The sequence below is a fragment of the Enterobacter sp. CCUG 70166 genome, assembly GCF_020224095.1.
GTDB classification, from domain to species: domain Bacteria; phylum Pseudomonadota; class Gammaproteobacteria; order Enterobacterales; family Enterobacteriaceae; genus Enterobacter; species Enterobacter intestinihominis.
Window position 1 is genome coordinate 13,153 of the sequence record NZ_NRIQ01000055.1, and the last position, 22,175, is coordinate 35,327.

24 protein-coding genes and 1 other RNA gene are annotated in these 22,175 nt (G+C 52.5%); 11 read left to right on the forward strand and 14 right to left on the reverse strand.

All coding sequences use genetic code 11. The features are described from left to right. Positions 1–10: 10 nt before the first annotated feature. From CKK19_RS21900 to CKK19_RS21910, 3 genes are read right to left on the reverse strand one after another with little or no spacing between them, the layout of a single operon-like run. Positions 11–991, reverse strand: a complete 981-nt coding sequence (locus tag CKK19_RS21900) for a PTS glucitol/sorbitol transporter subunit IIB (protein WP_063854173.1) — start codon at positions 989–991, stop codon at positions 11–13. Continuing rightward, complete coding sequence (locus tag CKK19_RS21905; protein WP_063854174.1) at positions 988–1,362, reverse strand: PTS glucitol/sorbitol transporter subunit IIA; 375 nt, start codon at positions 1,360–1,362, stop codon at positions 988–990. Before CKK19_RS21905 ends, CKK19_RS21900 begins: the two co-directional genes overlap by 4 nt. Continuing rightward, positions 1,359–1,880, reverse strand: coding sequence for a PTS glucitol/sorbitol transporter subunit IIC (locus tag CKK19_RS21910; protein ID WP_063854175.1), 522 nt, complete (start codon positions 1,878–1,880; stop codon positions 1,359–1,361). Before CKK19_RS21910 ends, CKK19_RS21905 begins: the two co-directional genes overlap by 4 nt. Positions 1,881–2,251: 371 nt before the next feature. Between CKK19_RS21910 and CKK19_RS21915 the strand changes: the two genes are divergently transcribed. After that, positions 2,252–2,668: a helix-turn-helix domain-containing protein gene (locus CKK19_RS21915; protein WP_045354519.1), complete on the forward strand. Its 417-nt coding sequence runs from the start codon at positions 2,252–2,254 to the stop codon at positions 2,666–2,668. A 366-nt stretch (positions 2,669–3,034) separates the two neighbouring features. Here the strand turns inward: CKK19_RS21915 and CKK19_RS21920 are convergent, their stop codons facing one another. Together CKK19_RS21920 and CKK19_RS21925 are read right to left on the reverse strand one after the other, a co-directional pair. Beyond that, positions 3,035–5,104, reverse strand: a complete 2,070-nt coding sequence (locus CKK19_RS21920; RefSeq protein WP_225455225.1) for a DUF927 domain-containing protein — start codon at positions 5,102–5,104, stop codon at positions 3,035–3,037. 35 nt (positions 5,105–5,139) lie between these two features. Next, a complete protein-coding gene (locus CKK19_RS21925) occupies positions 5,140–5,355 on the reverse strand; it encodes an AlpA family transcriptional regulator (RefSeq protein WP_032453753.1) in 216 nt (71 codons plus the stop codon). Positions 5,356–5,884: 529 nt separating this feature from the next. On the opposite strand from CKK19_RS21925, the gene CKK19_RS21930 reads away from it, so the two are divergent. After that, complete coding sequence (locus CKK19_RS21930; protein ID WP_063854177.1) at positions 5,885–7,861, forward strand: hypothetical protein; 1,977 nt, start codon at positions 5,885–5,887, stop codon at positions 7,859–7,861. Between the two features lie 217 nt (positions 7,862–8,078). Here the strand turns inward: CKK19_RS21930 and CKK19_RS21935 are convergent, their stop codons facing one another. From CKK19_RS21935 to smpB, 4 genes are all read right to left on the reverse strand, one after another. Further along, positions 8,079–8,723: a hypothetical protein gene (locus tag CKK19_RS21935; protein WP_045354499.1), complete on the reverse strand. Its 645-nt coding sequence runs from the start codon at positions 8,721–8,723 to the stop codon at positions 8,079–8,081. Position 8,724: 1 nt separating this feature from the next. Continuing rightward, positions 8,725–9,972 carry an integrase domain-containing protein gene (locus tag CKK19_RS21940; protein WP_045354496.1) on the reverse strand — a complete coding sequence of 416 codons (1,248 nt, stop codon included), beginning with the start codon at positions 9,970–9,972 and terminating at the stop codon, positions 8,725–8,727. 165 nt (positions 9,973–10,137) lie between these two features. Beyond that, positions 10,138–10,501: a transfer-messenger RNA gene (gene ssrA / locus CKK19_RS21945) on the reverse strand. A gap of 89 nt (positions 10,502–10,590) precedes the next feature. Continuing rightward, a complete protein-coding gene (gene smpB / locus CKK19_RS21950) occupies positions 10,591–11,073 on the reverse strand; it encodes an SsrA-binding protein SmpB (protein WP_003863115.1) in 483 nt (160 codons plus the stop codon). 156 nt (positions 11,074–11,229) lie between these two features. Here smpB and CKK19_RS21955 point away from each other — a divergent pair, with 156 nt between their 5' ends. Beyond that, positions 11,230–11,667: a type II toxin-antitoxin system RatA family toxin gene (locus CKK19_RS21955; protein ID WP_202816197.1), complete on the forward strand. Its 438-nt coding sequence runs from the start codon at positions 11,230–11,232 to the stop codon at positions 11,665–11,667. Further along, complete coding sequence (locus CKK19_RS21960; protein ID WP_003863119.1) at positions 11,657–11,944, forward strand: RnfH family protein; 288 nt, start codon at positions 11,657–11,659, stop codon at positions 11,942–11,944. Before CKK19_RS21955 ends, CKK19_RS21960 begins: the two co-directional genes overlap by 11 nt. A gap of 61 nt (positions 11,945–12,005) precedes the next feature. On the opposite strand, the gene bamE is transcribed toward CKK19_RS21960, so the two are convergent. The 3 genes from bamE to nadK all read right to left on the reverse strand — a co-directional run bounded on the left by bamE (position 12,006) and on the right by nadK (position 15,108). Continuing rightward, positions 12,006–12,344 (reverse strand): outer membrane protein assembly factor BamE, encoded by a 339-nt coding sequence (gene bamE, locus CKK19_RS21965; RefSeq protein WP_003863121.1) that lies wholly within the window; start codon positions 12,342–12,344, stop codon positions 12,006–12,008. Between the two features lie 138 nt (positions 12,345–12,482). Then, complete coding sequence (recN, locus tag CKK19_RS21970) at positions 12,483–14,144, reverse strand: DNA repair protein RecN (RefSeq protein ID WP_022649071.1); 1,662 nt, start codon at positions 14,142–14,144, stop codon at positions 12,483–12,485. 85 nt (positions 14,145–14,229) lie between these two features. Continuing rightward, positions 14,230–15,108 carry an NAD(+) kinase gene (nadK, locus tag CKK19_RS21975; protein ID WP_022649070.1) on the reverse strand — a complete coding sequence of 293 codons (879 nt, stop codon included), beginning with the start codon at positions 15,106–15,108 and terminating at the stop codon, positions 14,230–14,232. Between the two features lie 122 nt (positions 15,109–15,230). On the opposite strand from nadK, the gene grpE reads away from it, so the two are divergent. Beyond that, complete coding sequence (grpE, locus tag CKK19_RS21980) at positions 15,231–15,824, forward strand: nucleotide exchange factor GrpE (RefSeq protein ID WP_003863126.1); 594 nt, start codon at positions 15,231–15,233, stop codon at positions 15,822–15,824. A 52-nt stretch (positions 15,825–15,876) separates the two neighbouring features. Here grpE and CKK19_RS21985 read toward each other — a convergent pair whose 3' ends face one another. Both CKK19_RS21985 and CKK19_RS21990 read right to left on the reverse strand, forming a co-directional pair. Then, a complete protein-coding gene (locus tag CKK19_RS21985) occupies positions 15,877–17,163 on the reverse strand; it encodes an HlyC/CorC family transporter (protein WP_026094274.1) in 1,287 nt (428 codons plus the stop codon). A 19-nt stretch (positions 17,164–17,182) separates the two neighbouring features. Then, positions 17,183–17,974, reverse strand: a complete 792-nt coding sequence (locus CKK19_RS21990) for an inner membrane protein YpjD (RefSeq protein ID WP_014832951.1) — start codon at positions 17,972–17,974, stop codon at positions 17,183–17,185. Between the two features lie 166 nt (positions 17,975–18,140). Here CKK19_RS21990 and ffh point away from each other — a divergent pair, with 166 nt between their 5' ends. The 6 genes from ffh (at position 18,141) to CKK19_RS22020 (ending at position 22,149) form a co-directional block, all read left to right on the forward strand. Beyond that, positions 18,141–19,502 carry a signal recognition particle protein gene (ffh, locus tag CKK19_RS21995; RefSeq protein ID WP_003863132.1) on the forward strand — a complete coding sequence of 454 codons (1,362 nt, stop codon included), beginning with the start codon at positions 18,141–18,143 and terminating at the stop codon, positions 19,500–19,502. A gap of 116 nt (positions 19,503–19,618) precedes the next feature. After that, positions 19,619–19,867 carry a 30S ribosomal protein S16 gene (rpsP, locus tag CKK19_RS22000; protein ID WP_022649067.1) on the forward strand — a complete coding sequence of 83 codons (249 nt, stop codon included), beginning with the start codon at positions 19,619–19,621 and terminating at the stop codon, positions 19,865–19,867. 15 nt (positions 19,868–19,882) lie between these two features. Further along, positions 19,883–20,422 (forward strand): ribosome maturation factor RimM, encoded by a 540-nt coding sequence (gene rimM, locus CKK19_RS22005; RefSeq protein ID WP_003863136.1) that lies wholly within the window; start codon positions 19,883–19,885, stop codon positions 20,420–20,422. A gap of 31 nt (positions 20,423–20,453) precedes the next feature. Then, on the forward strand, positions 20,454–21,221 hold the full coding sequence (gene trmD, locus CKK19_RS22010; protein ID WP_003863138.1) for a tRNA (guanosine(37)-N1)-methyltransferase TrmD: 768 nt from the start codon (positions 20,454–20,456) through the stop codon (positions 21,219–21,221). A gap of 43 nt (positions 21,222–21,264) precedes the next feature. Then, positions 21,265–21,612, forward strand: coding sequence for a 50S ribosomal protein L19 (gene rplS / locus CKK19_RS22015; protein ID WP_002914145.1), 348 nt, complete (start codon positions 21,265–21,267; stop codon positions 21,610–21,612). A gap of 132 nt (positions 21,613–21,744) precedes the next feature. Further along, the gene (locus CKK19_RS22020) at positions 21,745–22,149 is read left to right on the forward strand and encodes a DUF2946 domain-containing protein (RefSeq protein WP_022649065.1); all 405 of its coding nucleotides are present in this window, start codon (positions 21,745–21,747) and stop codon (positions 22,147–22,149) included. The last annotated feature ends 26 nt before the right edge of the window (positions 22,150–22,175 follow it).

Below are 22,175 nucleotides of genomic sequence, written 5' to 3' on the forward strand. Positions count from 1 at the left end.
CGTTATGTCCTCAGAATAAACCCAGGGAAAACAGCCAGCCGATGATGACCGCCAGCGGTCCGGTCAGTTGTCTCGACAGCAGAAAGGCAGGGACGCCCTTCGCGATGGTCTCCGGTTTTGCCTCCTGCATGGAAAGGCCTACCGGCACAAAGTCGCAGCCGACCTGCACGTTGATGGCAAACAGGGCGGGCAGGGCGAAGGCCGGAGATATCGCCCCTGCGCCAATCTGTGTGCCTATCATCACGCCAATCACCTGCGAGATGGCCGCGCCCGGCCCGAGCACCGGGGAGAGGAACGGAATGCCACAGATGAGCGACAGCAGCACCAGTCCCCACAGCGAGTTCGCCAGCGGCGTCAGGGCGTGGGCAATCAGGCTGCCGAGCGCGGTTTCCTGCACCAGGGCTATCAGCAGCGAGACAAAAGCCATAAACGGGATAACGTTGCGCAGCGACACGTCCACCGCCTCGCGGCTGGCGGCGAACAGCAGGGCGATAATGTGGCCGACGGCGGTGCCGGTCTGCTCGACCATGCGTACCAGTTTCTCCGCGCCACGCGGAGGTGGCGGTGTGGTGGTAATGACTGGTTCCGGAGCAGGAAGTGGCTCAGGCCCGCAGTCCGGCGCTTCAGCGATATCCACCAGAACCAGCTGCTCCATCGTCACGCCGGAAACGTAGTTATCCTCGTTAATAAAGTGCGCCAGCGGCCCGGCGCGCCAGGTGGGCAGCACGTTGACGGTCGGAATGCCCTTCTGCGGATACAGGCCGCAGCGTAGTGAACCTGCGCAGTTAATCACCACGCACAGGATGTCGTTATCCGGTGGAATATCGGCGAAGCCGTTGACGATTTCCGATTCGGTGAGCGCGCCGATTTCTATCGCCACCGGATGGATTTCGCGCCCGGTCAGCGACAGCACCTTTTTGCCGCTGCCAACAGGCAGCCACAGCCCTTTACCGTAGCCACCGGGACCGGGAGGAATAAGCACCGTGTTCATGGGCGTCCCTCCTCTATCACCAGGTTACCGTGCAGGTCATGGAGTTTCGGCACCGGGCCGGAGAGATGAACCGCGCCGACGTGGCAGGGATTCAGGTCACCATTGAACACCAGCGTCAGGTGGCCGAGTTCAGACAGCGCCTGCTGTGCCCCCTTGCCGACGGCAGTCACCAGATAGTCGTGTCCTGCGAGCATCAGGCGGTCGCCGGGGAGTATCATCAGGCTCTCTTCCCGGAACGATGGCTCCAGAGACAGGGAGTAATCGAGGCAGTCCTTCGGTCCGTTGCTGTCGAAGGTGATGAGCATTTTGTCGGTGAGGCCGTCGGCGACAAACAGCCCGATGGCAGTAATGCGTGCGCAGTAAATCATCATGGCGCATTCCCCCGCCTGCTGAGCCGCAGAAACAGGTATTCGGTGATAATTCCGCGGATTAAACCAATCAGCATGGCAGCGGCGATATAGCGCAGCGCCAGCGAGGTGACGGGCAGGCCGAGCGCCTTTACCCCGGCTGCCACGCCGAGCCAGACGAACAGCTCCGACGGCACCACGTGGGGAAACAGGCTGGTGAGGGGGTGGGCAGTGGTGCCGAGTGCATCTTCATAACCAGGCTTGCTCTTTTCGGGCAGGAGCTTGCCTAAAGTGAGCGCGCCCGGGCTGCTCATAAAGAACCAGCCGAGCACCGGCAGCACGCCGTAGGTGAGGATACGCGAGCGGCCAAGCAGGGCAGCGACCTTCTCCATTCTGACGGTGCCGACCAGTTTCATCAGGAAGTTGATGGCCAGCAGTAGGCAGATAAGCATCGGGATAAGCCCGGTCATCATGTCGAGGAAGATTTTGCCTGCGGTCTGGAATACATGAATAAACGCCTCAGCGAGGCTGACTGTCCACATAAGGAGTCCTCCGGGTAAAAGGCCCGGAGCGCACAGACTTATCGGACAGAAGTTAAGACATGACAGGCGTAAGCGTCTGGGGCTCCGGTAATGGCGATAAACAGCTGTGATTCATACTGCTTTCTTTGTTATCCCCGCTTGTGGCGTGTTTTTATGAACTGAGCGGTTTTCAGGACGAGCGGATGCGTGGCAATTCAGCCCTGAGTATGCGATGCTCAGCAGTTGGGTTTGCAGAGGGTGATAGTCTGCAATTTGTACAGATAAGTTATCACATGATTTTGTGAATTTAAAGATCTGTTTTTCACAATATATTGTGAATTTATTTTTATTGAATTCAACAAAATCAATTGATTACTGATTAGTGGCGTCTAATGTCTAAAAAAGATAATCAATTTTTTGATCAAGATAACAATTTTCAGTTTGGCACTCGCCTTGCCGAAGCGATGTCGTTATCTGAAGACACAGTCAGTTCTCTGGTAGATAAAACCGGTATTCCCAATTCAACCATTCGAAGCTATCTGAAGGGAGAATCCGTTCCCGGAATCATGCAACTTCGGAAGATAGCTGCTGGTATGGGCATCAAAGCGGGATGGTTTTTAGGTGATGATGAAGAGTTTGCCTGTCCAAAGGACGGGATGTCAGAAATTGAAAAGGATCTTGAGCTACTCAATAACCTATTCAAATACATGGCCCCTGTACAGCGAGGGCGGGTACTGAAACGCGTTCTGGCAAGTGTGGCGCGTCAGATCGACCATAATGTTGACGGTGACAATAATACTGAGCAATAGAACTAACGATCACTATCAGTCTGTATCTCTCATGGCTTTTGCCCTTTAAGGGCAGGCCCGTTCCCCTTATTCTCCCTTCCTTTCAGCCTTTGCCGTTTCAGTCCCTTTTCGCCATTTTCAGTTCTTCTGTTTTTGAGGTGGTACAGGTGGGACAAGTGGTACAACCGCGCCAGCCGTGGCTTTGCGCTGTACCACCTGAAAAATGCCAGTCTGAAAAGTGGGACAGAATCAGCACCGGCTGTCCCACCCTGTACCACTTTTTTTAAACTAGATTATCTAAAGTGGGACGCTGTAACCCGCGCCAGCTCTGCGTGTACCACTTGTCCCACCCTGTACCACCTTTTTTTAAAGCACGCGAGACTGTACTCAGACACTGAGGATGCGGGAGGTGAGTCGGTAGACCCTGGCTTTGCCGATCTCCGGCAGGCGAACCTGCGACTGGTATTTCCCGTCACTGCCGGGCAGCAGGCACTCTGCTTCCTGGCATAATCTGGCCGCTCTGGCGGGACTGAATCCCCGGCACATTTCCCGCCAGCCCTCCGGCAGGATGTGAAACAGTGTGTGCTCTTCACCCGTCAGCGGATCTTTATCCACCCGGCGAAAGCCCACCATATTCAGCGGGCGGTCCGGGCCGTCCCACGAGGCAAAACGGCTGTACTGGTGCGCGGTAATGAACCGCTTGATCTGCGCCAGCACACCTTCATCCTCCTGGTTAGCAATATGGCCGCGTTCGTTCAGCCAGGCGTGCAGGCAGATCTGCACCGCCTCATACGCCGTGCCTTCCTGCCAGCCCGTGATGCCCTGCAGCGTCGCTATCTCTCCGGCCACCGCCAGCAGCGCAAAGCGGGCCACGATGCGCTGCACCTGGTTTCCGGCGTTGTCCGGCATCAGGGCGGTCTGGTAGCGGCGAAGTAACTCTCTTGCCAGCGTGGTGCTGGCGTCCAGGTCGTGGGTGAGGAAGGCCAGCCAGGCACGAAAGGCGGTGCCGTGGAAGCGGGCCACCCGGTCGCAGAGAGCATCGGCGAACTGCTGGCCACTGGCAAAGCCGTGTAGCTGCTCAAACGCGCCATGCTGCCCGGTGTTGCTGGGGATTTGTACCATGCGCACGTCCATTCCGGCGTAGAGGCGCTCCCCGGCGCGTTCGGTGTGTTCTGCCAGCGACAGCTCCCCGGTGGAGAACAGCAGCAGCGTCCAGTGCCTGCGATTACGTACCTCGCCGTCGGTGCGGGCGCGCCCCTTGCCCTGGCCGTTCGCCAGCATATAGGCAATCATCCCGGCTTCACGCGGGTCCACTTCGTGTAGTTCATCGAGCGGCAGCAGGGCATCGTTGTGGCGGCTGGCAATTCCCTCCAGCGCATTCCCGGTGGCCCGCCAGGAGTGCCAGTAGTCCGTGCCACCGCAGACGGAGGCGGCCACCTTCATCACCGTGGTCTTGCCATCGGTGGACTCACCGCGCAGGTGAAAACCGCCACCGCCCGTTCCGGTCAGGCGCAGCAACGGGGCGGCCAGCGCACAGCAGACGGCAAAGACCAGCCGTGAATTGCCTGCACAGAGTGCGGCGACCTGCTCCTGCCACTCTGCCAGCGTACCGGCCTGCGCAAAGCCGCCGGTCAGGTAGTGGCTGCCCTGAAGGATGACATTGTCGCCACCGGGACCGATAACCTCATCCGGCAGTACGTAAACGCCGTTGTGCCAGCCGGTTTTCTCCACGCAGGTGACCCGGCGTCCGGGGAGTGACCGTGAGATGTATTCGCACAGCAGGCTGCGCAGGGCGGGGCGGGTGGAGATGTAGGTCAGGCCGTTCTCCAGCAGGATGCGCCGCAGCTCCTCGCCGTTTCCGCTGAGCATTGCCATCGGCATGGCCCAGCGCCGCAACTGCCCGGTGGTCGTGTGCCATTCCAGCAGGCGGCCATAGCTGCCGTCATGGCTGTCGCAGGTGATAGCGGTGACGCGCAGAGGGGAACAGATGCGCTGGGGCTGGACATCGCTTTCACCGTCCCGGCGTTCGGTGAGCTTGTCAAACCACAGTGCCTCTTCATCGAGGCGGAAGTGCTCCGGCAGGATGTCAGAGGGCCTTTCCTGTCGCAGGCGTTCAAGCTGCCCGGTCCAGTTCTCCAGCAACTCACCGTCAGGGCTCATCAGCCGGGCCATCTGTACGTTCGTGTGCGCCAGTTTTACGGCGATTTTCAGCAACTCCTCCTCGCGGATATCGCCTGTGCGAAGTACCCGGACGTAGAGCGCGTCAGGTCTGATTATGGTCAGGTTGTCCAGATCGGCCAGTTCATCCGGGCCGAGTACCACCGGAGGAATATCATCTTCCCGGTCAGGATCTTTTCGCCAGTCGCGTGAGGTCTCCCATGCCAGGCTTCCGGCAAGGATCACCACTTCGAGCGTGCGGTCCGGAGACTGCTTACAGAGAAAAGGGGCGCGTTTCATGATGGGGTATCAGTCGGCTCATCCCTGAGCGTGGATTAACGGATGGCGGTGCGGCGCTGTTGCCACTGGCGGATTTCAGCGGCATCGAAGACCACCAGTCGGGAAGAGAGGTGGACGGGGCGGGGAAAGTCGGTGTCTTTAATCAGGCGGTAAACCGAAGATTCGCTCATCGCCAGAAACTGGACCACCTGCCGCATACGCACGTTACCGCTTTCGGGAAAAGCATCGTTACTGTCAACACGGGTTTTCATGATTGCACCTCACGGGAACAGAGTGTCGGAGCGGTTATAGCGCGGAACGGGAAGGGGAGGTATAGGTCCGGGTGAAAAATCGTAGTCCGGATAGAAAGTAATGAGTCCTGGAAGAACTTATTTACTGGTAAAACTGATGTCTTTTAGTTAATTAATTGAAAGTAAATGATTTTTATCTTCTAATGCTTAATCAAGACCCTACATGATGAGGTTAATGAATGGCAACGGACGACTATAAACACTTCGCATTAGCTATCGCAATCTCACCCTCAGCTATGAGCGAAAAAACCGACATTACCAATCCTTAGGGTCTTTTAAGGCGATGTTTATTAATCAAATGGAAAGGAAATTATGATGATCTTGAAACAATCTTACATACCTGTTTGCTTTTTAGGAACTTCTTGTAATAACGCGGATGCTCCATAATAATTTCTTTGATAATTTATAGTATTGAGGTACCATTTTATTAGGGAATAGCTAATTTCTCTTTTTCGTAATTTATTCTAATGATGAACTCGAATGGATGATTATGCGAAATATAAATTCAATAATGATGAGGCTTGCTAAGAGGGCAGAGAAACTTCAGCCAGACCATCTGATCAGATCCTTTGTTGACGTTGGCCCCACATATACCCTATTGTCCAGTAATGACAATCAGATAATGTTCGGTAGAAGAGGTACGGGGAAAACGCACTTCTTGGCTGTTCTTTCCAACAATATTCAACAAAGTGGGATCATTTGTGTTCCTATAGACATGAGGTTGATAGGATCTACTGGAGGGATTTTTTCTGACCCCAATATTTCATTAAGTGAAAGGGCCACCAGATTACTTTCTGACACGTTATGTAATATACATGAAATAATTCTAGACTATATTTTTGAAAAGGATCTTGAAAATACGACTGAAATAGCGCAATTACTTAATGATTTTATTGATAAGGCAACCTCATTAAATATAGAAGGTACCACGGAGGAGGAAAATTGTTCGGTAAGCCATAATTCTATGAATTCTTCGATAGGTTTAATGGTAACTAATACCAACATATCTGCCAATTTTTCACGCTTAGATAAAATATCATCAGATAATACGGAAAGAAAAAAAGTATCTGGAAAGAAAACATTAAGGATTCACTTCGGAGAAATCACTAAGCTACTCAGCAATATAGTTTCAAAATTACCAAAAAAAGAATTATGGGTACTGATTGATGAATGGTCTGAGGTACCAATGGATCTTCAACCTTATCTTGCAGAACTTCTTCGTAGAATTCTATATCCCATCTCTGGTATTACAGTAAAAATAGCAGCAATAGCCCATCGATGTAATTTTTTACTACATGATCAAGACACTGGTGTTCGTGTAGGAATTGAACTTGGTTCTGACGCCTCTTCCGTTATTAATTTAGATGAGTATATGGTTTTTGATAACGATCGTGATGCTGCTAAGACTTTTTTCAAAAATCTGCTTCATAAACATGCCCAAGCAATAGATAAAAATTCAATATGTGATGTTGAGGCAAACTTGTTTATTAATGATGTGTTTACTCAACCATCAGCGTTCGATGAGTATGTCCGTGCGGTAGAAGGGGTTCCTCGAGATGCTATAAATATCATTTCACTTGCGGCACAGTCAGCACTGGAGAACAAAATATCAATTGTACATGTCCGTAAATCTGCGCAGAAATGGTTTCAGGTAAATAAACATGCGGCCCTAAATAGCAAACCTGAAGCAGTTGTTTTACTTGATAAAATAATAAACGAAGTCATTGGACATAGAAAAACACGTGGTTTTTTAATAAGTAATGAAAACAATAATCCTTTGATTGATTATCTTTATGATATGCGGGTTATTCACGTTTTAAAACAAGGAGTTTCAGCTCGAAACGCTATAGGAAAAAAATATACACTCTATACTCTTGATTATGGTTGTTATGTAGAACTTATGTCCTCAAGTTCTGCTCCATTAGGCTTAATAATCGAATCAGATGAAAATGATGAGTTAAAGTACATTGAGATTCCGAAGTCAGATTATAGATCAGTTAAAAATTCAATTTTAGATTTTGAAAGTTGTCAACAATTAAGATTAAATTTAGTGACATCGACAGAGCATCTGCAACTTCCTATTAATAATGGTAAACATAAACACGTAGAGAAGCCAATTGATAGTAAAATAATAAATTCAATTCCAAAAAATATTGGTTCATTGAAAATAGCAGGAACAATTTATATTCCTATAATTATGGTGGCATTGGCATTAAGAAAAGCAAGAGGTTTTGATAAAAGCCATGCTGTGGAGTTGACGAAAATAATAAATGAGCACATTGTTATTGATGTAAATAGACCAAAAATAGCAACCAACAATATGTCAAGAGAACTTAGAAAGGATAATATATTGGATCTTCCTTGGCTAGAGTTCCATGAAAATGGTAGAAATCCACAATTTTCTTTGCGCTCTAACTGGAAAGATTACTGGTATCAGTATTTTGGGAAAAAAGCTCCAGCATTTTGATAAAAAAGTGGCATTTACAAAATAGCTAATGCCACTCTAATGTTTAATGGGGGAGAAGGTAGCAAATAATCTTTAAAGTATATAAGAATTTTCATGACGTAACAGTCTGCCAAATTTGTTATTTGTTAGACGTGTGTGTTTCCGGCACGATATTGACTATACGTCAAAGGTTTCAGAGCTTAATCGGTTCGCTACACCCGACACTGGGAGCGCCAACCTATGTTCTCTTCTCCCGCCCCATCTTCATCACCTCATAAAACGTCCCCCGTCCAAGCCCATCAGACGGTAATTCCCGCTCCTGCGCCAGCGTCTTCAGCTTACGAAGTATCCGATCCGAAGTCGGTTTATCAGACGTACCATAACGCCCGTCAGTCTCCTCAACCAGAAGCTGAACCAGTAACCAGCAGAGCCTGGCAGTATTCTCCCGAGCCTTGTCGCGTTTATGCATCCCACGCTGGGAAGGTTGTGTGGAAGCAGTGAGATCCGGAAGCGCGTCGTCGCCGAGTGTCTTCAGCCACTTGCGGCCGCGACTGTGACGCGACAGTTTCATCACCGCCTTCAGGCTCCGGGCCTTAATTTCTGGCGGCGTGAGTTCGTCATCAATGAGCCGCCAGGCCAGTGCGAACATTTCATCGGCATAGAACATGCGTTTGTTCGCCGGGGCGCTGACCATGCCCGTTGCTTTGATGGTGCGGCTGATGGCGTCGTGCAGGATACGGTAATTCTCCTGATGTTCTTCCGGCAGGGCGTTTGCAGGTTGGGAAGCATCGAGGCCGAGAAGCAGGAGGGCAAGATGCCGCGCTTCCAGCAGCGGCATATCGCATTCCCGTTCAAACAGACTCTGACGAATGGGACTGGTCACATTATTCTCCTTCCACGATTTGCAGCGGTTCTTCTGCACCGAGCAGCACCTGCCGTCTGGCGGCATCAACGTAGTTTCCCCACCACTGCATCAGCGGTCGCCTTTGTTCCAGATAGTCGCTGCGGTTGTAGGCCGCTTCGATTTCGTCTTCTTTCTGGTGTGCCAGTGCAGATTCCAGTACTTCACGGGGAAAATGACCTGCACCCGCCGTTCTGGCGATGCTGCGCATACCGTGGGCAACCAGCTCACCGCCGAACCCCATACGGATAAGCGCGGCGTTCGCGGTCTGCTGGTGCATGTGCTCCAGTGGTTTGCGGATGCTGGGGAAGACCCACGGGCGATGGCGGCTGATGGGCTCCATGATCTGAAGAACGCGCAGCGCCTGTTTGCTGAGCGGCACCGCGTGCGAACGGTTCATCTTCATAAAGGTGTCGGGGATGCGCCATTCCGCTTTTTTCATATCGATGTCGCACCAGCGGGCGCTGACGGCTTCGCCGGGGCGAACCCAGGTCAGTAGCTCCCATTCGATAAGGCAGCGGGTTTCCTTGCGGATAGAAGCGTTCTGTAAGGCCAGCATCAGCCTGCCCAGTTCACTGGGGTGAAGGGCGGGCATGTTCTGCTTTTTCGGTTTCTTGAAGCGGGCGACCAGGTTGTCTGCTGGGTTAAACTCGATGAGCTCTTCGGAGATGGCGAAGCGGAAGATTTCATTGAGCCGTGAGATAACCCGGCGCAGCGTTTCGAGGATACCCTGTTCTTCCAGCGGTGTGAGGTGCTCCTTGAGCATCTTAGGGCGGATCTCGGTGACGGGCGTACTGCCCAGAGAAGGGAAGACGTGCATCTCCAGCGAACGCCAGACATCTTTGGCGTGATCTTCGCTAAGATCGCTGGTCCGTTTCTTCTCTTTGAGCCACTGTTCCGCAACTTTTTCCAGCGTGCATTCATTCTGGATGCGTTTTTCTTCAGCTATTCCTGCTAAGTGTTGACGGGGATCGATGCCCTGCCAGAGCAGTCGTCTGTATTTCGTGCGAGTTTCGCGGGCCATCGCCAGTGTAACGACCGGGTAAGGGCCAAGGCTGGTTTTGGTGCGCTTTTTGGTGACGGGATGATAATACTCGAAATGCCAAGCCTTCCTCCCTGAAGTCTTAACCAGCAAGTACAGGCCTTCACCGTCCCGTAGCTCATAGTCTGTGCTACGGGGCTTCGCGCCAGCGATCTCCACATTTGTTAAGGGTTTCAGTTGCTTAGGCATGTTTTAGCACCACGCTTTTTTAGCCCCACGATACCGTGGTGCTAAACATGGTGCCAAAAGGTTAAGATTCATACAGAGATCATGACCACACATGCAACAAAAAGCCTGCAACTCGTTGAAGTTACAGGCTTTTTTAAGGTTCATGATGCATCATGAATGAATGTTTGGTGGAGCTGGCGGGAGTTGAACCCGCGTCCGAAATTTCTACATCCTCGGTACTACATGCTTAGTTTGTCTTTACATTCGCACGCCAGCTGCGGACAAACACGCCACTAACGAACTAGCCTGATTAGTTTTAACGCTTCAACCCCAGGCAGGGTTTCCACGCGATCTCTTTTGGGTTTGACCTCTCTTTGATCCCCGTCTTAAGAGCGGAAGCTAGGGAGAGAGGGCTCTTAGCAGGTTATTAAGCTGCTAAAGCGTAGTTTTCGTCGTTTGCGACTATTTTTTTGCGGCTTTTAACGAGGCAAACCGCCCCTCGGCATGCACCTTGGGTTTCGCAAATCCCGTCGAATCCAGAATCAGCCCCAATAGTGTTGAACTCAGTATACCAGATTTCACTTCCTCGATACCAGCCCGAAACGCTAACTTATTGAATAGTACAATAAGCGCGCAGAATCAACGTCCTGCGTTTTTCATGATACGTGCTTTGTCGAGCTGCCACTCGCGTGCTTTCAGGTCAGTACGCTTGTCGTGCTGTTTCTTACCTTTCGCCACGCCGATTTTCACTTTGCACCAGGCGTTTTTCCAGTACAAAGAGAGCGCAACTACGGTGAAGCCTTCGCGGTTGATGCGTCCGTAGAGGGATTCCAGCTCGCGCTTGTTCAGCAGCAGCTTACGGGTGCGGGTAGGATCGCAAACGTAATGTGAAGAGGCGACGGTCAGCGGCGTAAAGTTCGCGCCGAACAGGAAGGCCTCACCGTCTTTCAGGATCACGTAGCTGTCGCCGATATTGGCTTTCCCGGCACGCAGCGATTTTACTTCCCAGCCCTGCAACGCAAGGCCAGCTTCGAATTCTTCTTCGATGAAATACTCGTGGCGAGCACGCTTGTTGAGCGCAATGGTCGCCGAACCAGGTTTATGTGCTTTTTTCTTCGTCATAAGTGTCGTAAAGCCGTCGGTAATCTGATTTTAAAAAGTCACCTCATTGCGTCCTGTGAGGTCTAACGCGCTATCTTAGCACGAGATAAGGCTTAGCGTTTTTTTAACAGGTGATAAATGTTATTATTTGTCTGTTGTGTGACCATGGAAAATGCTATGCCTCAGATTAGCCGTACTGCGCTTGTTCCCTACAGCGCGGAACAAATGTATCAGTTAGTGAACGACGTTCAGTCCTATCCGGAATTTATTCCAGGATGCACCGGTAGTCGGGTGCTGGAATCCGGCCCGACGCAGATGACTGCGGCCGTGGATGTCTCCAAAGCGGGGATCAGCAAAACGTTCATCACGCGCAATATCCTGACGAGCAATCAGAGTATTTTGATGCATCTGGTGGATGGTCCGTTTAAAAAACTGATGGGAGGGTGGAAGTTTACGCCACTGAGCGCTGACGCCTGCCGCATTGAGTTTCATCTGGATTTTGAATTTACCAATAAGCTGATCGAACTGGCGTTTGGCCGAATCTTTAAAGAGCTGGCCTCGAATATGGTTCAGGCGTTCACCACGCGCGCCAAAGAGGTTTACAGTGTCGCATAAGATTGCTGTTGAGGTGGTGTATGCGCTGCCGGAGAAGCAGTATTTGCAGCGCGTGACGCTTGAAGAGGGCGCCACCGTTGAGGCGGCTATCCGGGCCTCCGGCATCCTTGAACTTCGCCGTGATATTGACCTGGCGAAGAATAAAGTCGGCATTTATAGCCGTCCGGTTAAGCTCGGTGATGTGCTGAAAGAGGGCGACAGGGTTGAAATCTATCGTCCGCTGATTGCCGACCCGAAAGAGTTGCGCCGTCAGCGAGCAGAGAAATCCGGTAAGTAGCCAAATAAACATACACAAAAAAGGTGCTCATTGAGCACCTTTTTGCGTTGCTGACGCCTGATTATTTGGTCAGGGCAGGCTTGTTGTCGATGTTGGTCAGCACTCCGGCACTGCTGAAGGTCAGCGTCAGGGTTTGCTGGGTCACATCTTCATGACCAGGCTGCTGGCGGAATACATAGAACCAGGTGTTTGTGCCGAACGGATCGGACATCATCGGGGTTCCCAGGGCATAAGCGACCTGCTGTTGTGTCATACCTACGCGGATTTTGGACACATCGTTAGGAGTAAGGTAGTTCCCCTGGTTGATGTCAGGACGGTAAACCACTTTCTCCAGAGTGGAACAGCCTGCGGTCAACATCAGAAGAACCGCTGCGGCAGCGGTCAGCGTTTTACAGCGCATAGTGATTTGATTCCTTTTCGGGCCCGAGCAGTACGCGGCTCATATGTAATATGCCGATGATAATAGACCTTGCCCCACTTTGAAACTGGTCTGGCGGCGTTTTTGTTGTTCTGTATGACCCTGAGATCCCGAAAAAGTTTATGCCGCCAGCAGTTCTTTCGCATTCGCGAGCGTATTACGGGTGACTTCACTGCCCCCCAGCAGGCGTGCCAGCTCCTGCAAGCGTGAGCGTTTATCCAGCGGCTTCATGTGCGTTTCCGTCATTTCGCCATCGGTTTCCTTGCTAACGATAAAGTGGTGATGACCACAGCCGGCGACCTGCGGCAGGTGAGTCACACACATAACCTGCGTCGATTCACCCAACTGACGCAGCAGTTTGCCGACAACGGCCGCGGTCGGGCCGCTGATACCCACATCCACTTCATCGAAAATCAACGCCGGGGTTTCCATTTTACGGGCGGTAATCACCTGAATGGCCAGGGCGATACGCGACAGTTCACCGCCGGAAGCCACTTTCGAAATCGCCTGTAAAGGCTGGCCCGGGTTGGTGGTGACGCGGAATTCTACGCGGTCTGCGCCTTCCGCCGTCAGGTGATGCTCTTCAAAGCGAACATCAATAGTGAACACCCCATGCGGCATCGCCAGCGTATGCATGCTGTCGGTAATATGCTGGCTAAGCTCCAGAGCATAGTGCTGTCGCACGTCGTGCAGCCGTTTCGCCGTTTCCAGCGCCTGCTGATGATGCAAATTAACCGCCAGAGACAAGGTTTCAAGGGAATCGGCCTGATCGTCCAGCTGCTGCTGTTCCTCCAGCAGAGACTGATAGTAATTCGGCAGCTCTTCCGGGGTAACGTGATGCTTACGCGCCAGTGAAATCTGACGGGAGATGCGTTGCTCAAGCTCGAACAGACGGTTCGGGTCGAGATCCAGACGTTCACAGTAGTGGCGCAGCTCATCCCCGGCTTCTGAAATCTGAATTGCGGCCTCTTCCAGCATTTCCAGTACGCCAGAAAGCTTATTGTCCATGCCGGTCAGTTCGGTCACAAGCTGACGCACGGTATATAGTTGGCTCTGCAAATTCACGTCTTCGCCATCCGCCAGCATGTTCAGGGCATTCTGGCTGATGGAAAGCAGCTGACCGCTGTTGGCCAGACGCTTGTACTCCTCGTCGATTTGCTCAAATTCACCCGCCTGAGGGTTAAATTCGTTCAGCTCTTTCAACTGATATTCCAGCAGCTCGGCGCGCGCGGTACGCTCCTGGCTTTGCTGTTGATGCTGCGCAAGTTCGCGGCAGCTTTGATGCCACTGACGATAGTGCTCCGCCATGAGTTGAGTAAGCGCGTACTCACCCGCGTAGCCATCGAGCAGGGCTTTCTGCTGTTCGGGTTTGATTAGCTGCTGGTGCGCGTGCTGACCATGGATCTGGATGAGCAGCTGGCCCAGCTCGCGAAGCTGGGAAAGGGGAACCGCTGTACCATTGATAAAACCGCGGGAGCGGCCGTCACTGCTGATAACGCGACGAAGTAAACACTCACGACCATCTTCCAGCTGGTTCGCTTCCAGCCAGCGCAGGGCGGCAGGCGTGTCTTTTAACGAGAAGCGGGCGCAGAGATCGGCACGGGCCGCACCTGTGCGCACCATATCACCCTCTGCACGACCCCCGAGGCACAAGCCGAGGGCATCAATGGCAATGGATTTACCTGCACCGGTTTCACCGGTAATCGCCGTCATTCCGCTATGGAAGTCGATCTCAAGCTCACGAACAATGGCAAAGTTGCTGATGGTCAGTTGTGCCAGCATAATTGTTTTCCTGTATGAAAAACCATAACTGTGTTTGTATACAGTATAAACTGGTTTTATATACAGTAAAGCGCTGGATGTAAAATCAGAACAATTTTTTTGACCAGCCGAGTTTTGAGCTTAATGTATTGAAATAACTGTAATCTTTTGGATGGATAAGGTTCAGGTGATAATCGCAGCGGCGAATGAGGACATCTTCTCCTTCCTGAATGGGAAGCGCAATCTGGCTGTCGCAGCTGATCTCCAGGTCGCTGCGGCGATGTGAAAAACGCAGGCGGATGGTGCTGTCGCCGTTTATCACCAGCGGACGCGCCGAGAGCGTATGCGGGAACATCGGCACCAGGGTGATCGCATCCAGCGAGGGCGTCAGGATTGGGCCTCCGGCTGAAAGCGAGTAGGCAGTTGACCCCGTCGGGGTTGAAATAATCAGCCCGTCAGAGCGCTGCGAGAAAGCGAAGATTTCGTCGATATAGACTTCGAACTCGATCATGTGCGCCACTTTACCAGGGTGGAGAACCACCTCGTTAATAGCGGTGCTGATGCGCTTCTGGCAATCCTGCTGGCAGACCTGGGCTTCAAGTAAAAACCGTTTTTCACTGATATAGTGACCTTCCAGCACGTCCGCCAGCTGCTGTTGCGCATTGTCCGGGTCGAGGTCGGTCAGGAAACCAAGATTGCCACGGTTAATACCAATAACCTTAATATCATAGCGAGCCAGCGTTCGCGCCGCGCCCAGCATATTGCCGTCGCCGCCGACCACCACGGCGAGATCCGCCTGCTGGCCAATTTCCGCCAGCGTGCCGGTTCTGACGCTTTTAAGCTGCAACTCCTGGGCGATCTGCTGCTCGACCATCACTTCATAGCCTTTACCACACAGCCAGCGATACAACATTTCATGTGTCGTCAATGCGGTAGGGTGACGCGGATGGCCGACGATCCCAATACACCTGAAATGATTATTCATTTTCTGGAGGTCCTTGTGCCTGATGAATGATGACAATCTGCCTTGTTCCCTTGAATCCAGGAAACTGATCCCCATAATAAGCGAAGTTAGCGAGATGAATGCAGAAAAACGCGGAGAAATTCATGAGTAGTAAAGAACAGAAAACGCCTGAGGGGCAAGCCCCTGAAGAAATTATCACGGAACAGCACGATGAAGTTGAGGCAGTAGAGCCAGACACGTCTGCTGAGCAGGTGGACCCGCGCGATGAAAAAATTGCCAATCTGGAAGCTCAGTTGGTAGAAGCGCAGAATCGCGAACGCGATGGCGTACTGCGTATCAAAGCGGAAATGGAAAACCTGCGCCGTCGTACCGAGCTGGACGTTGAAAAGGCGCACAAATTTGCGCTGGAGAAATTCGTCAACGAACTGCTTCCGGTGATCGACAGCCTGGATCGCGCGCTGGAAGTGGCGGATAAAGCTAATCCGGATAACGCGGCGATGATTGAAGGCATCGAGCTGACGCTGAAATCCATGCTGGATGTGGTGCGTAAGTTCGGTGTTGAAGTGATTGCCGATACGGATGTACCGCTGGATCCAAACGTTCACCAGGCCATTGCGATGGTGGAATCCGAAGACGTTGCCGCGGGTAACGTGCTGGGCGTGATGCAGAAAGGGTATACCCTGAACGGTCGTACTATTCGCGCTGCGATGGTGACCGTGGCGAAAGCGAAAGCGTAATTTGCCGACCCGTAGTGCCGGGTGGCGGCTTCGCCTTACCCGGCCTACAACATTACTCGGCGATACTTTCGCGTAAAGGTTTAACGGGCAGGACCTTCACCTGCTTAATCATGTTGTCCTGAACGTCCAGAATATCAATATCATACTGCTCAATGCGCACGCGCGTGCCTGCCGCCGGGATCTCTTCCAGCGCTTCCAGGATCATTCCGTTCATCGTCCGCGCTTCGTCTTCCGGCAAATGCCAGTTGAACGCTTTATTGATTTCACGAATATTGGCGCTGCCGTCGATAAGCACTGACCCGTCGTTTTGCGGGGTGACTTCTTCCGCAAGGGAAGGCGACATCGACGTGGTAAAGTCCCCGACAATCTCTTCCAGAATATCTTCGACCGTCACCAGCCCCTGTATGTCGCCGTATTCATCCACCACCAGGCCGACTTTCTTCTTGTTTCGCTGGAACTTCACCAGCTGCGTGCTGAGTGGGGTGCCTTCCGGCACGTAGTAAATTTCGTCGGCGGCGCGCAGCATCACCTCTTTGGTGAACTCGTTTTTCTCAGTCATCAGACGATAGGCCTCGCGCACACGCAGCATGCTGATGGCATCGTCGAGAGAATCGCGATAGAGGACGATACGCCCGTGCGGGGAGTGCGTCAGCTGGCGGACAATGGCCTTCCAGTCGTCGTTAATATCAATCCCGACGATTTCATTGCGCGGCACCATAATGTCGTCAACGCTGACCTTTTCCAGATCCAGCACCGACAGGAGCATGTCCTGATTGCGACGGGAGATCTGCGAGCGGGATTCGTTCACGATGGTACGCAGTTCGTCTTTGCTGAGCGCGCTACTGATGGTGACGTCTGCCTTTATACCAACCATGCGCATCAGCACCCGTGTCACCATATTCAGCAGCCAGACCAGCGGCATCATCAGAATAAGCAGCGGTGCTAACAGGAAGCTGCTCGGGTAGGCGACTTTTTCCGGGTAAAGCGCCGCGATGGTTTTGGGCAGCACTTCCGCAAACACCAGCACCACAAACGTGAGCACACCTGTGGCAATCGCCACGCCTGCGTTGCCGTACAGACGCATCCCGACGATGGTGCCCAGTGCAGAGGCGAGAATATTGACCAGGTTGTTACCGATAAGCACCAGGCTAATCAGACGGTCCGGCTTACGCAGAAGCTTTTCGACACGACGCGCGGCACGGTTACCCTGCTTGGCGCGATGACGTAACCGGTAGCGGTTCAGCGTCATCATGCCGGTTTCAGAGCCAGAGAAATAAGCGGAGATGACCACCATGATGACCAGAATGACGATCAGCGTGGTGGTAGAGATGTGTTCCAGGGGGAACTCCTTTTGTTACTTAGCCAGCAAATTGCTGTATGAAGCGGCTACCAAAATAGGCAAGCGTGAGAATGCCCGCACCCGCAACGTTAAACCAGACCACGCGACGACCGCGCCAGCCTTCATGATAATGGCCCCATAACAGGACAATATAGACAAACCACGCGATGATGGAGAGGACCGCTTTATCGATATTCTCCACGCTGAACAGGTTCTTCATATAAAACAAGCCCGTGCACAGCGTCAGCGTCAGCAGAACCACACCGACCTGGGTGATGTGGAACATCTTACGCTCAATCACCATCAGCGGCGGCATTTCATGGTTGAACGCCAGCTTTTTATTTTTCAGCTGGTAGTCAATCCAGGCGAGCTGCATGGCGTAAAGGGCGGCGATGATCAGCGTCGCGTAGGAGAACAGCGACAAGCCGATATGCACCAGCATCCCCGGCGTGGCTTCCAGATGGGTAATAAACTCATTGGGCATGAACGTGGCTAACGCCAGGTTGATCAGCGCAAAGGCGTAGACTATCGGCAGCAGCAGCCAGCCACGATTTTTAGACGCGACAATGGTCATGACCGTACAGATCATCAGGCTGACCAGCGAGCCGACGTTCAGCACGCTTAGATTTTGCACGCTGCCGTCGCCGGGAATGATGCGTGATTCCAGCGCAAACGCATGGCTAATCAGTGCGATCACTGCCGAAAGAATAGCCATGCGCCGCCAGCCGCTGTTTTTTTGCAGCAGGCCAGGAATGATCAGCGCGAGGCTGACAGAGTAGGCAACAAGGGCGATCAGTGCGAAAACAGGCATATAGGCGTCGACAGTTGTCTTAATAAGAAAGAGAAGCAGTATAACGTTACGTGACGCCTGCTCCAACCGTTGCATAACAACAAAGGCGCCTTCATGTTATACTCCGGCAAAATTCTGTGTATGTGTCGCCCAGGCGACCTAACGTTTCTACCCCAGGCGAGAGACAATGTTTGATAATTTAACCGATCGTTTGTCGCGCACGCTGCGCAACATCAGCGGCCGTGGACGCCTCACCGAAGAGAACATCAAGGAAACGCTGCGCGAAGTGCGCATGGCGCTGCTGGAAGCAGACGTTGCGTTGCCGGTCGTGCGTGATTTTATCAACCGCGTGAAAGAGAAAGCGGTTGGTCATGAAGTTAACAAGAGCCTGACTCCGGGTCAGGAGTTCGTCAAAATCGTCCGTAACGAGCTGGTTTCGGCGATGGGCGAAGAGAATCAGGTGCTTAACCTGGCGGCTCAGCCACCGGCCGTCGTGCTGATGGCGGGTCTGCAAGGTGCGGGTAAAACCACCAGCGTCGGTAAGCTGGGGAAATTCCTGCGCGAAAAGCACAAGAAAAAAGTGCTGGTGGTTTCGGCGGACGTGTATCGCCCGGCGGCGATCAAACAGCTGGAAACGCTGGCCGAGCAGGTTGGCGTAGACTTCTTCCCGTCCGACGTGGCGCAGAAGCCTGTTGACATCGTTAATGCGGCGCTGAAAGAGGCGAAGCTGAAATTCTACGACGTGCTGCTGGTGGATACCGCCGGTCGACTGCACGTTGACGAAGCGATGATGGACGAAATCAAGCAGGTTCATGCTTCTATCAATCCGGTAGAGACCCTGTTTGTTGTCGACGCCATGACCGGTCAGGATGCGGCGAACACCGCGAAAGCGTTTAACGAAGCCCTGCCGTTAACCGGCGTGGTGCTGACCAAAGTCGACGGTGACGCTCGCGGCGGTGCGGCGCTGTCTATTCGTCATATTACTGGTAAGCCAATTAAGTTCCTCGGCGTGGGCGAGAAAACCGAAGCGCTGGAGCCGTTCCACCCGGATCGTATTGCCTCCCGTATCCTCGGCATGGGCGACGTGCTGTCGCTGATCGAAGATATCGAAAGCAAGGTTGACCGCGCGCAGGCTGAAAAACTCGCCAGCAAGCTGAAAAAAGGTGACGGTTTCGATCTGACCGACTTCCTTGAGCAACTGCGACAGATGAAAAACATGGGCGGTATGGCAAGCCTGATGGGTAAACTGCCGGGTATGGGGCAGATCCCGGACAACGTCAAATCCCAGATGGATGACAAAGTGCTGGTGCGTATGGAGGCAATCATCAACTCGATGACGCTGAAAGAGCGCGCGAAGCCAGAAATCATCAAAGGTTCCCGCAAGCGCCGTATCGCAGCCGGTTGCGGCATGCAGGTCCAGGACGTTAACCGCCTTCTGAAACAGTTCGACGACATGCAGCGCATGATGAAGAAAATGAAGAAAGGCGGCATGGCGAAGATGATGCGCGGCATGAAAGGCATGATGCCGCCCGGTTTTCCTGGGCGATAATCGCTTTTGAGATTGCTTTTTGCCCGAAAATGAGTAAAATTTTCGGGCTTTTAATATGACACCCGGGCTCCGTTCCTCGATGGGGCCCGGTTGTTTTATTCACACAAGAGGATGTTATGGTAACTATTCGTTTAGCACGTCACGGCGCTAAAAAGCGTCCGTTCTACCAGGTTGTTGTGACTGACAGCCGTAATGCACGCAACGGTCGCTTCATTGAGCGCGTTGGTTTCTTCAACCCACTGGCCTCTGGCGCAGAAGAAGAAACTCGTCTGGATCTGGATCGTATCGCTCACTGGGTTGGCCAGGGCGCTACTGTTTCCGATCGCGTTGCTACGCTGATCAAAGCAGCAAACAAAGCAGCTTAATCTGTCACGGTGGTCATGATGAGCAATAAAGCACCTGTTGAACCGATCGTATTGGGAAAAATGGGTTCTTGCTACGGTATCCGTGGTTGGCTCAGAGTGTTTTCCTCCACTGAAGACGCTGATAGCATTTTTGATTACCAGCCCTGGTTTATCCAGAAAGCCGGTAAGTGGGAAGAGGTCGAGCTGGAAAGCTGGCGTCACCACAATCAGGACATCATCATCAAGCTGAAAGGCATTGACGATCGAGATGCCGCGAATGCGCTGACTAATTGTGAAATTGTCGTGGATTCGTCGCAGTTGCCGCAACTGGAAGAGGGTGACTACTACTGGAAAGACCTTATGGGTTGCCAGGTAGTGACCACTGAAGGCTACAGCCTGGGGAAAGTCATCGACATGATGGAAACCGGGTCAAATGACGTTCTCGTCATTAAGGCAAACCTGAAAGATGCATTTGGCATCAAGGAGCGGTTGGTCCCGTTCCTCGATGGACAGGTTATCAAGAAAGTCGATCTCACTACTCAAACCATTGAAGTAGATTGGGATCCTGGTTTTTAAATTCTCCGGATAAACGGTAAAAGACGGCGCTATGTGGATTGGCATAATTAGCCTGTTTCCTGAAATGTTCCGCGCGATTACCGATTACGGGGTAACTGGCCGGGCAGTAAAGAATGGCCTGCTGAGCATCCAGAGCTGGAGTCCTCGTGACTTCACGCATGACCGGCACCGTACCGTGGACGATCGTCCTTACGGCGGCGGACCGGGGATGTTGATGATGGTGCAACCCTTACGGGACGCCATTCACACAGCAAAAGCCGCGGCAGGTGAAGGCGCGAAGGTGATTTATCTGTCACCTCAGGGACGCAAGCTTGATCAAGCGGGCGTGAGCGAACTGGCGACGAATCAAAAGCTGATTCTGGTCTGTGGTCGCTACGAAGGGATAGATGAGCGCGTAATTCAAACCGAGATTGACGAAGAATGGTCTATCGGCGATTACGTTCTCAGCGGTGGTGAGCTACCAGCAATGACGTTGATTGACTCCGTCGCCCGGTTTATTCCGGGGGTTCTGGGCCATGAAGCTTCGGCAACGGAAGATTCCTTTGCCGATGGATTGCTGGACTGTCCACACTATACTCGTCCTGAAGTGTTAGAAGGGATGGAAGTCCCGGCAGTGTTACTGTCTGGAAACCATGCCGAGATACGTCGCTGGCGTTTGAAGCAGTCGCTGGGCCGGACCTGGCTTAGAAGACCTGAACTTCTGGAAAACCTGGCTCTGACTGAAGAGCAAGCAAAGTTGCTGGCCGAGTTCAAAACCGAACACGCGCACCAGCAGCATGAACATGATGGGAAAGCGTAATACGCTCCCGAATATCAGTTTACCCAGGATAAGAGATTAAATTATGAGCAACATTATTAAGCAACTTGAACAAGAGCAGATGAAGCAGGACGTACCTTCCTTCCGTCCAGGTGACACCGTGGAAGTGAAAGTATGGGTTGTTGAAGGTTCCAAAAAACGTCTGCAGGCATTCGAGGGCGTGGTTATCGCTATTCGTAACCGCGGTCTGCACTCTGCATTCACTGTTCGTAAAATTTCCAACGGCGAAGGCGTTGAGCGTGTCTTCCAGACTCACTCTCCGGTAGTTGACAGCATTGCTGTTAAACGTCGTGGTGCTGTACGTAAAGCTAAACTGTACTACCTGCGTGAGCGTACTGGTAAGTCTGCTCGTATTAAAGAGCGTCTGAACTAAGATTCGCTTAAGCGACATCCTGTCAGAAAGGGCTGGCCGAAAGGCTGGCCCTTTTTTTATCTCATCGCAACTCTCGCGTTAACCCTTCCGTCATAAATCATTTACAATGTTCGCCTCTTGGGTGGAGGGTAAGTGGATAACGTACTGCATCAGCATAGCTGGAAACGCGCAGCGGCATTGACCGCGCTGTTTGCGATCCTGCTGATCGTCGTGGCGCCGCTGATCTCCGTCTCGCTGCAAAAAGATCCCATGAGCGCCATGCCGGGCATGCACCATGACATGAGCATGATGTCGATGGACGAGCATCATGGGGATATGCCGCATTCCATGCCAGTTGACCATGCGGAAGCCTGCGGCTACTGCGTGCTGTTAGCGCATGTGCCGGGCGTGATGCTGGCGCTTATCGTTCTGCTCAGCGTGGTGTTGCAGCGGCTGCGCATGAAGCCGCCTCGTCAGGCGGTCAGCCACTGGCACTTTTTCCCCTGGCTTTACCCCGATACCCGCGCGCCGCCGCGTCGGTCTGCTTTCTCCCTTTAAAACAAAATCACTCACTTTTTGCCTTA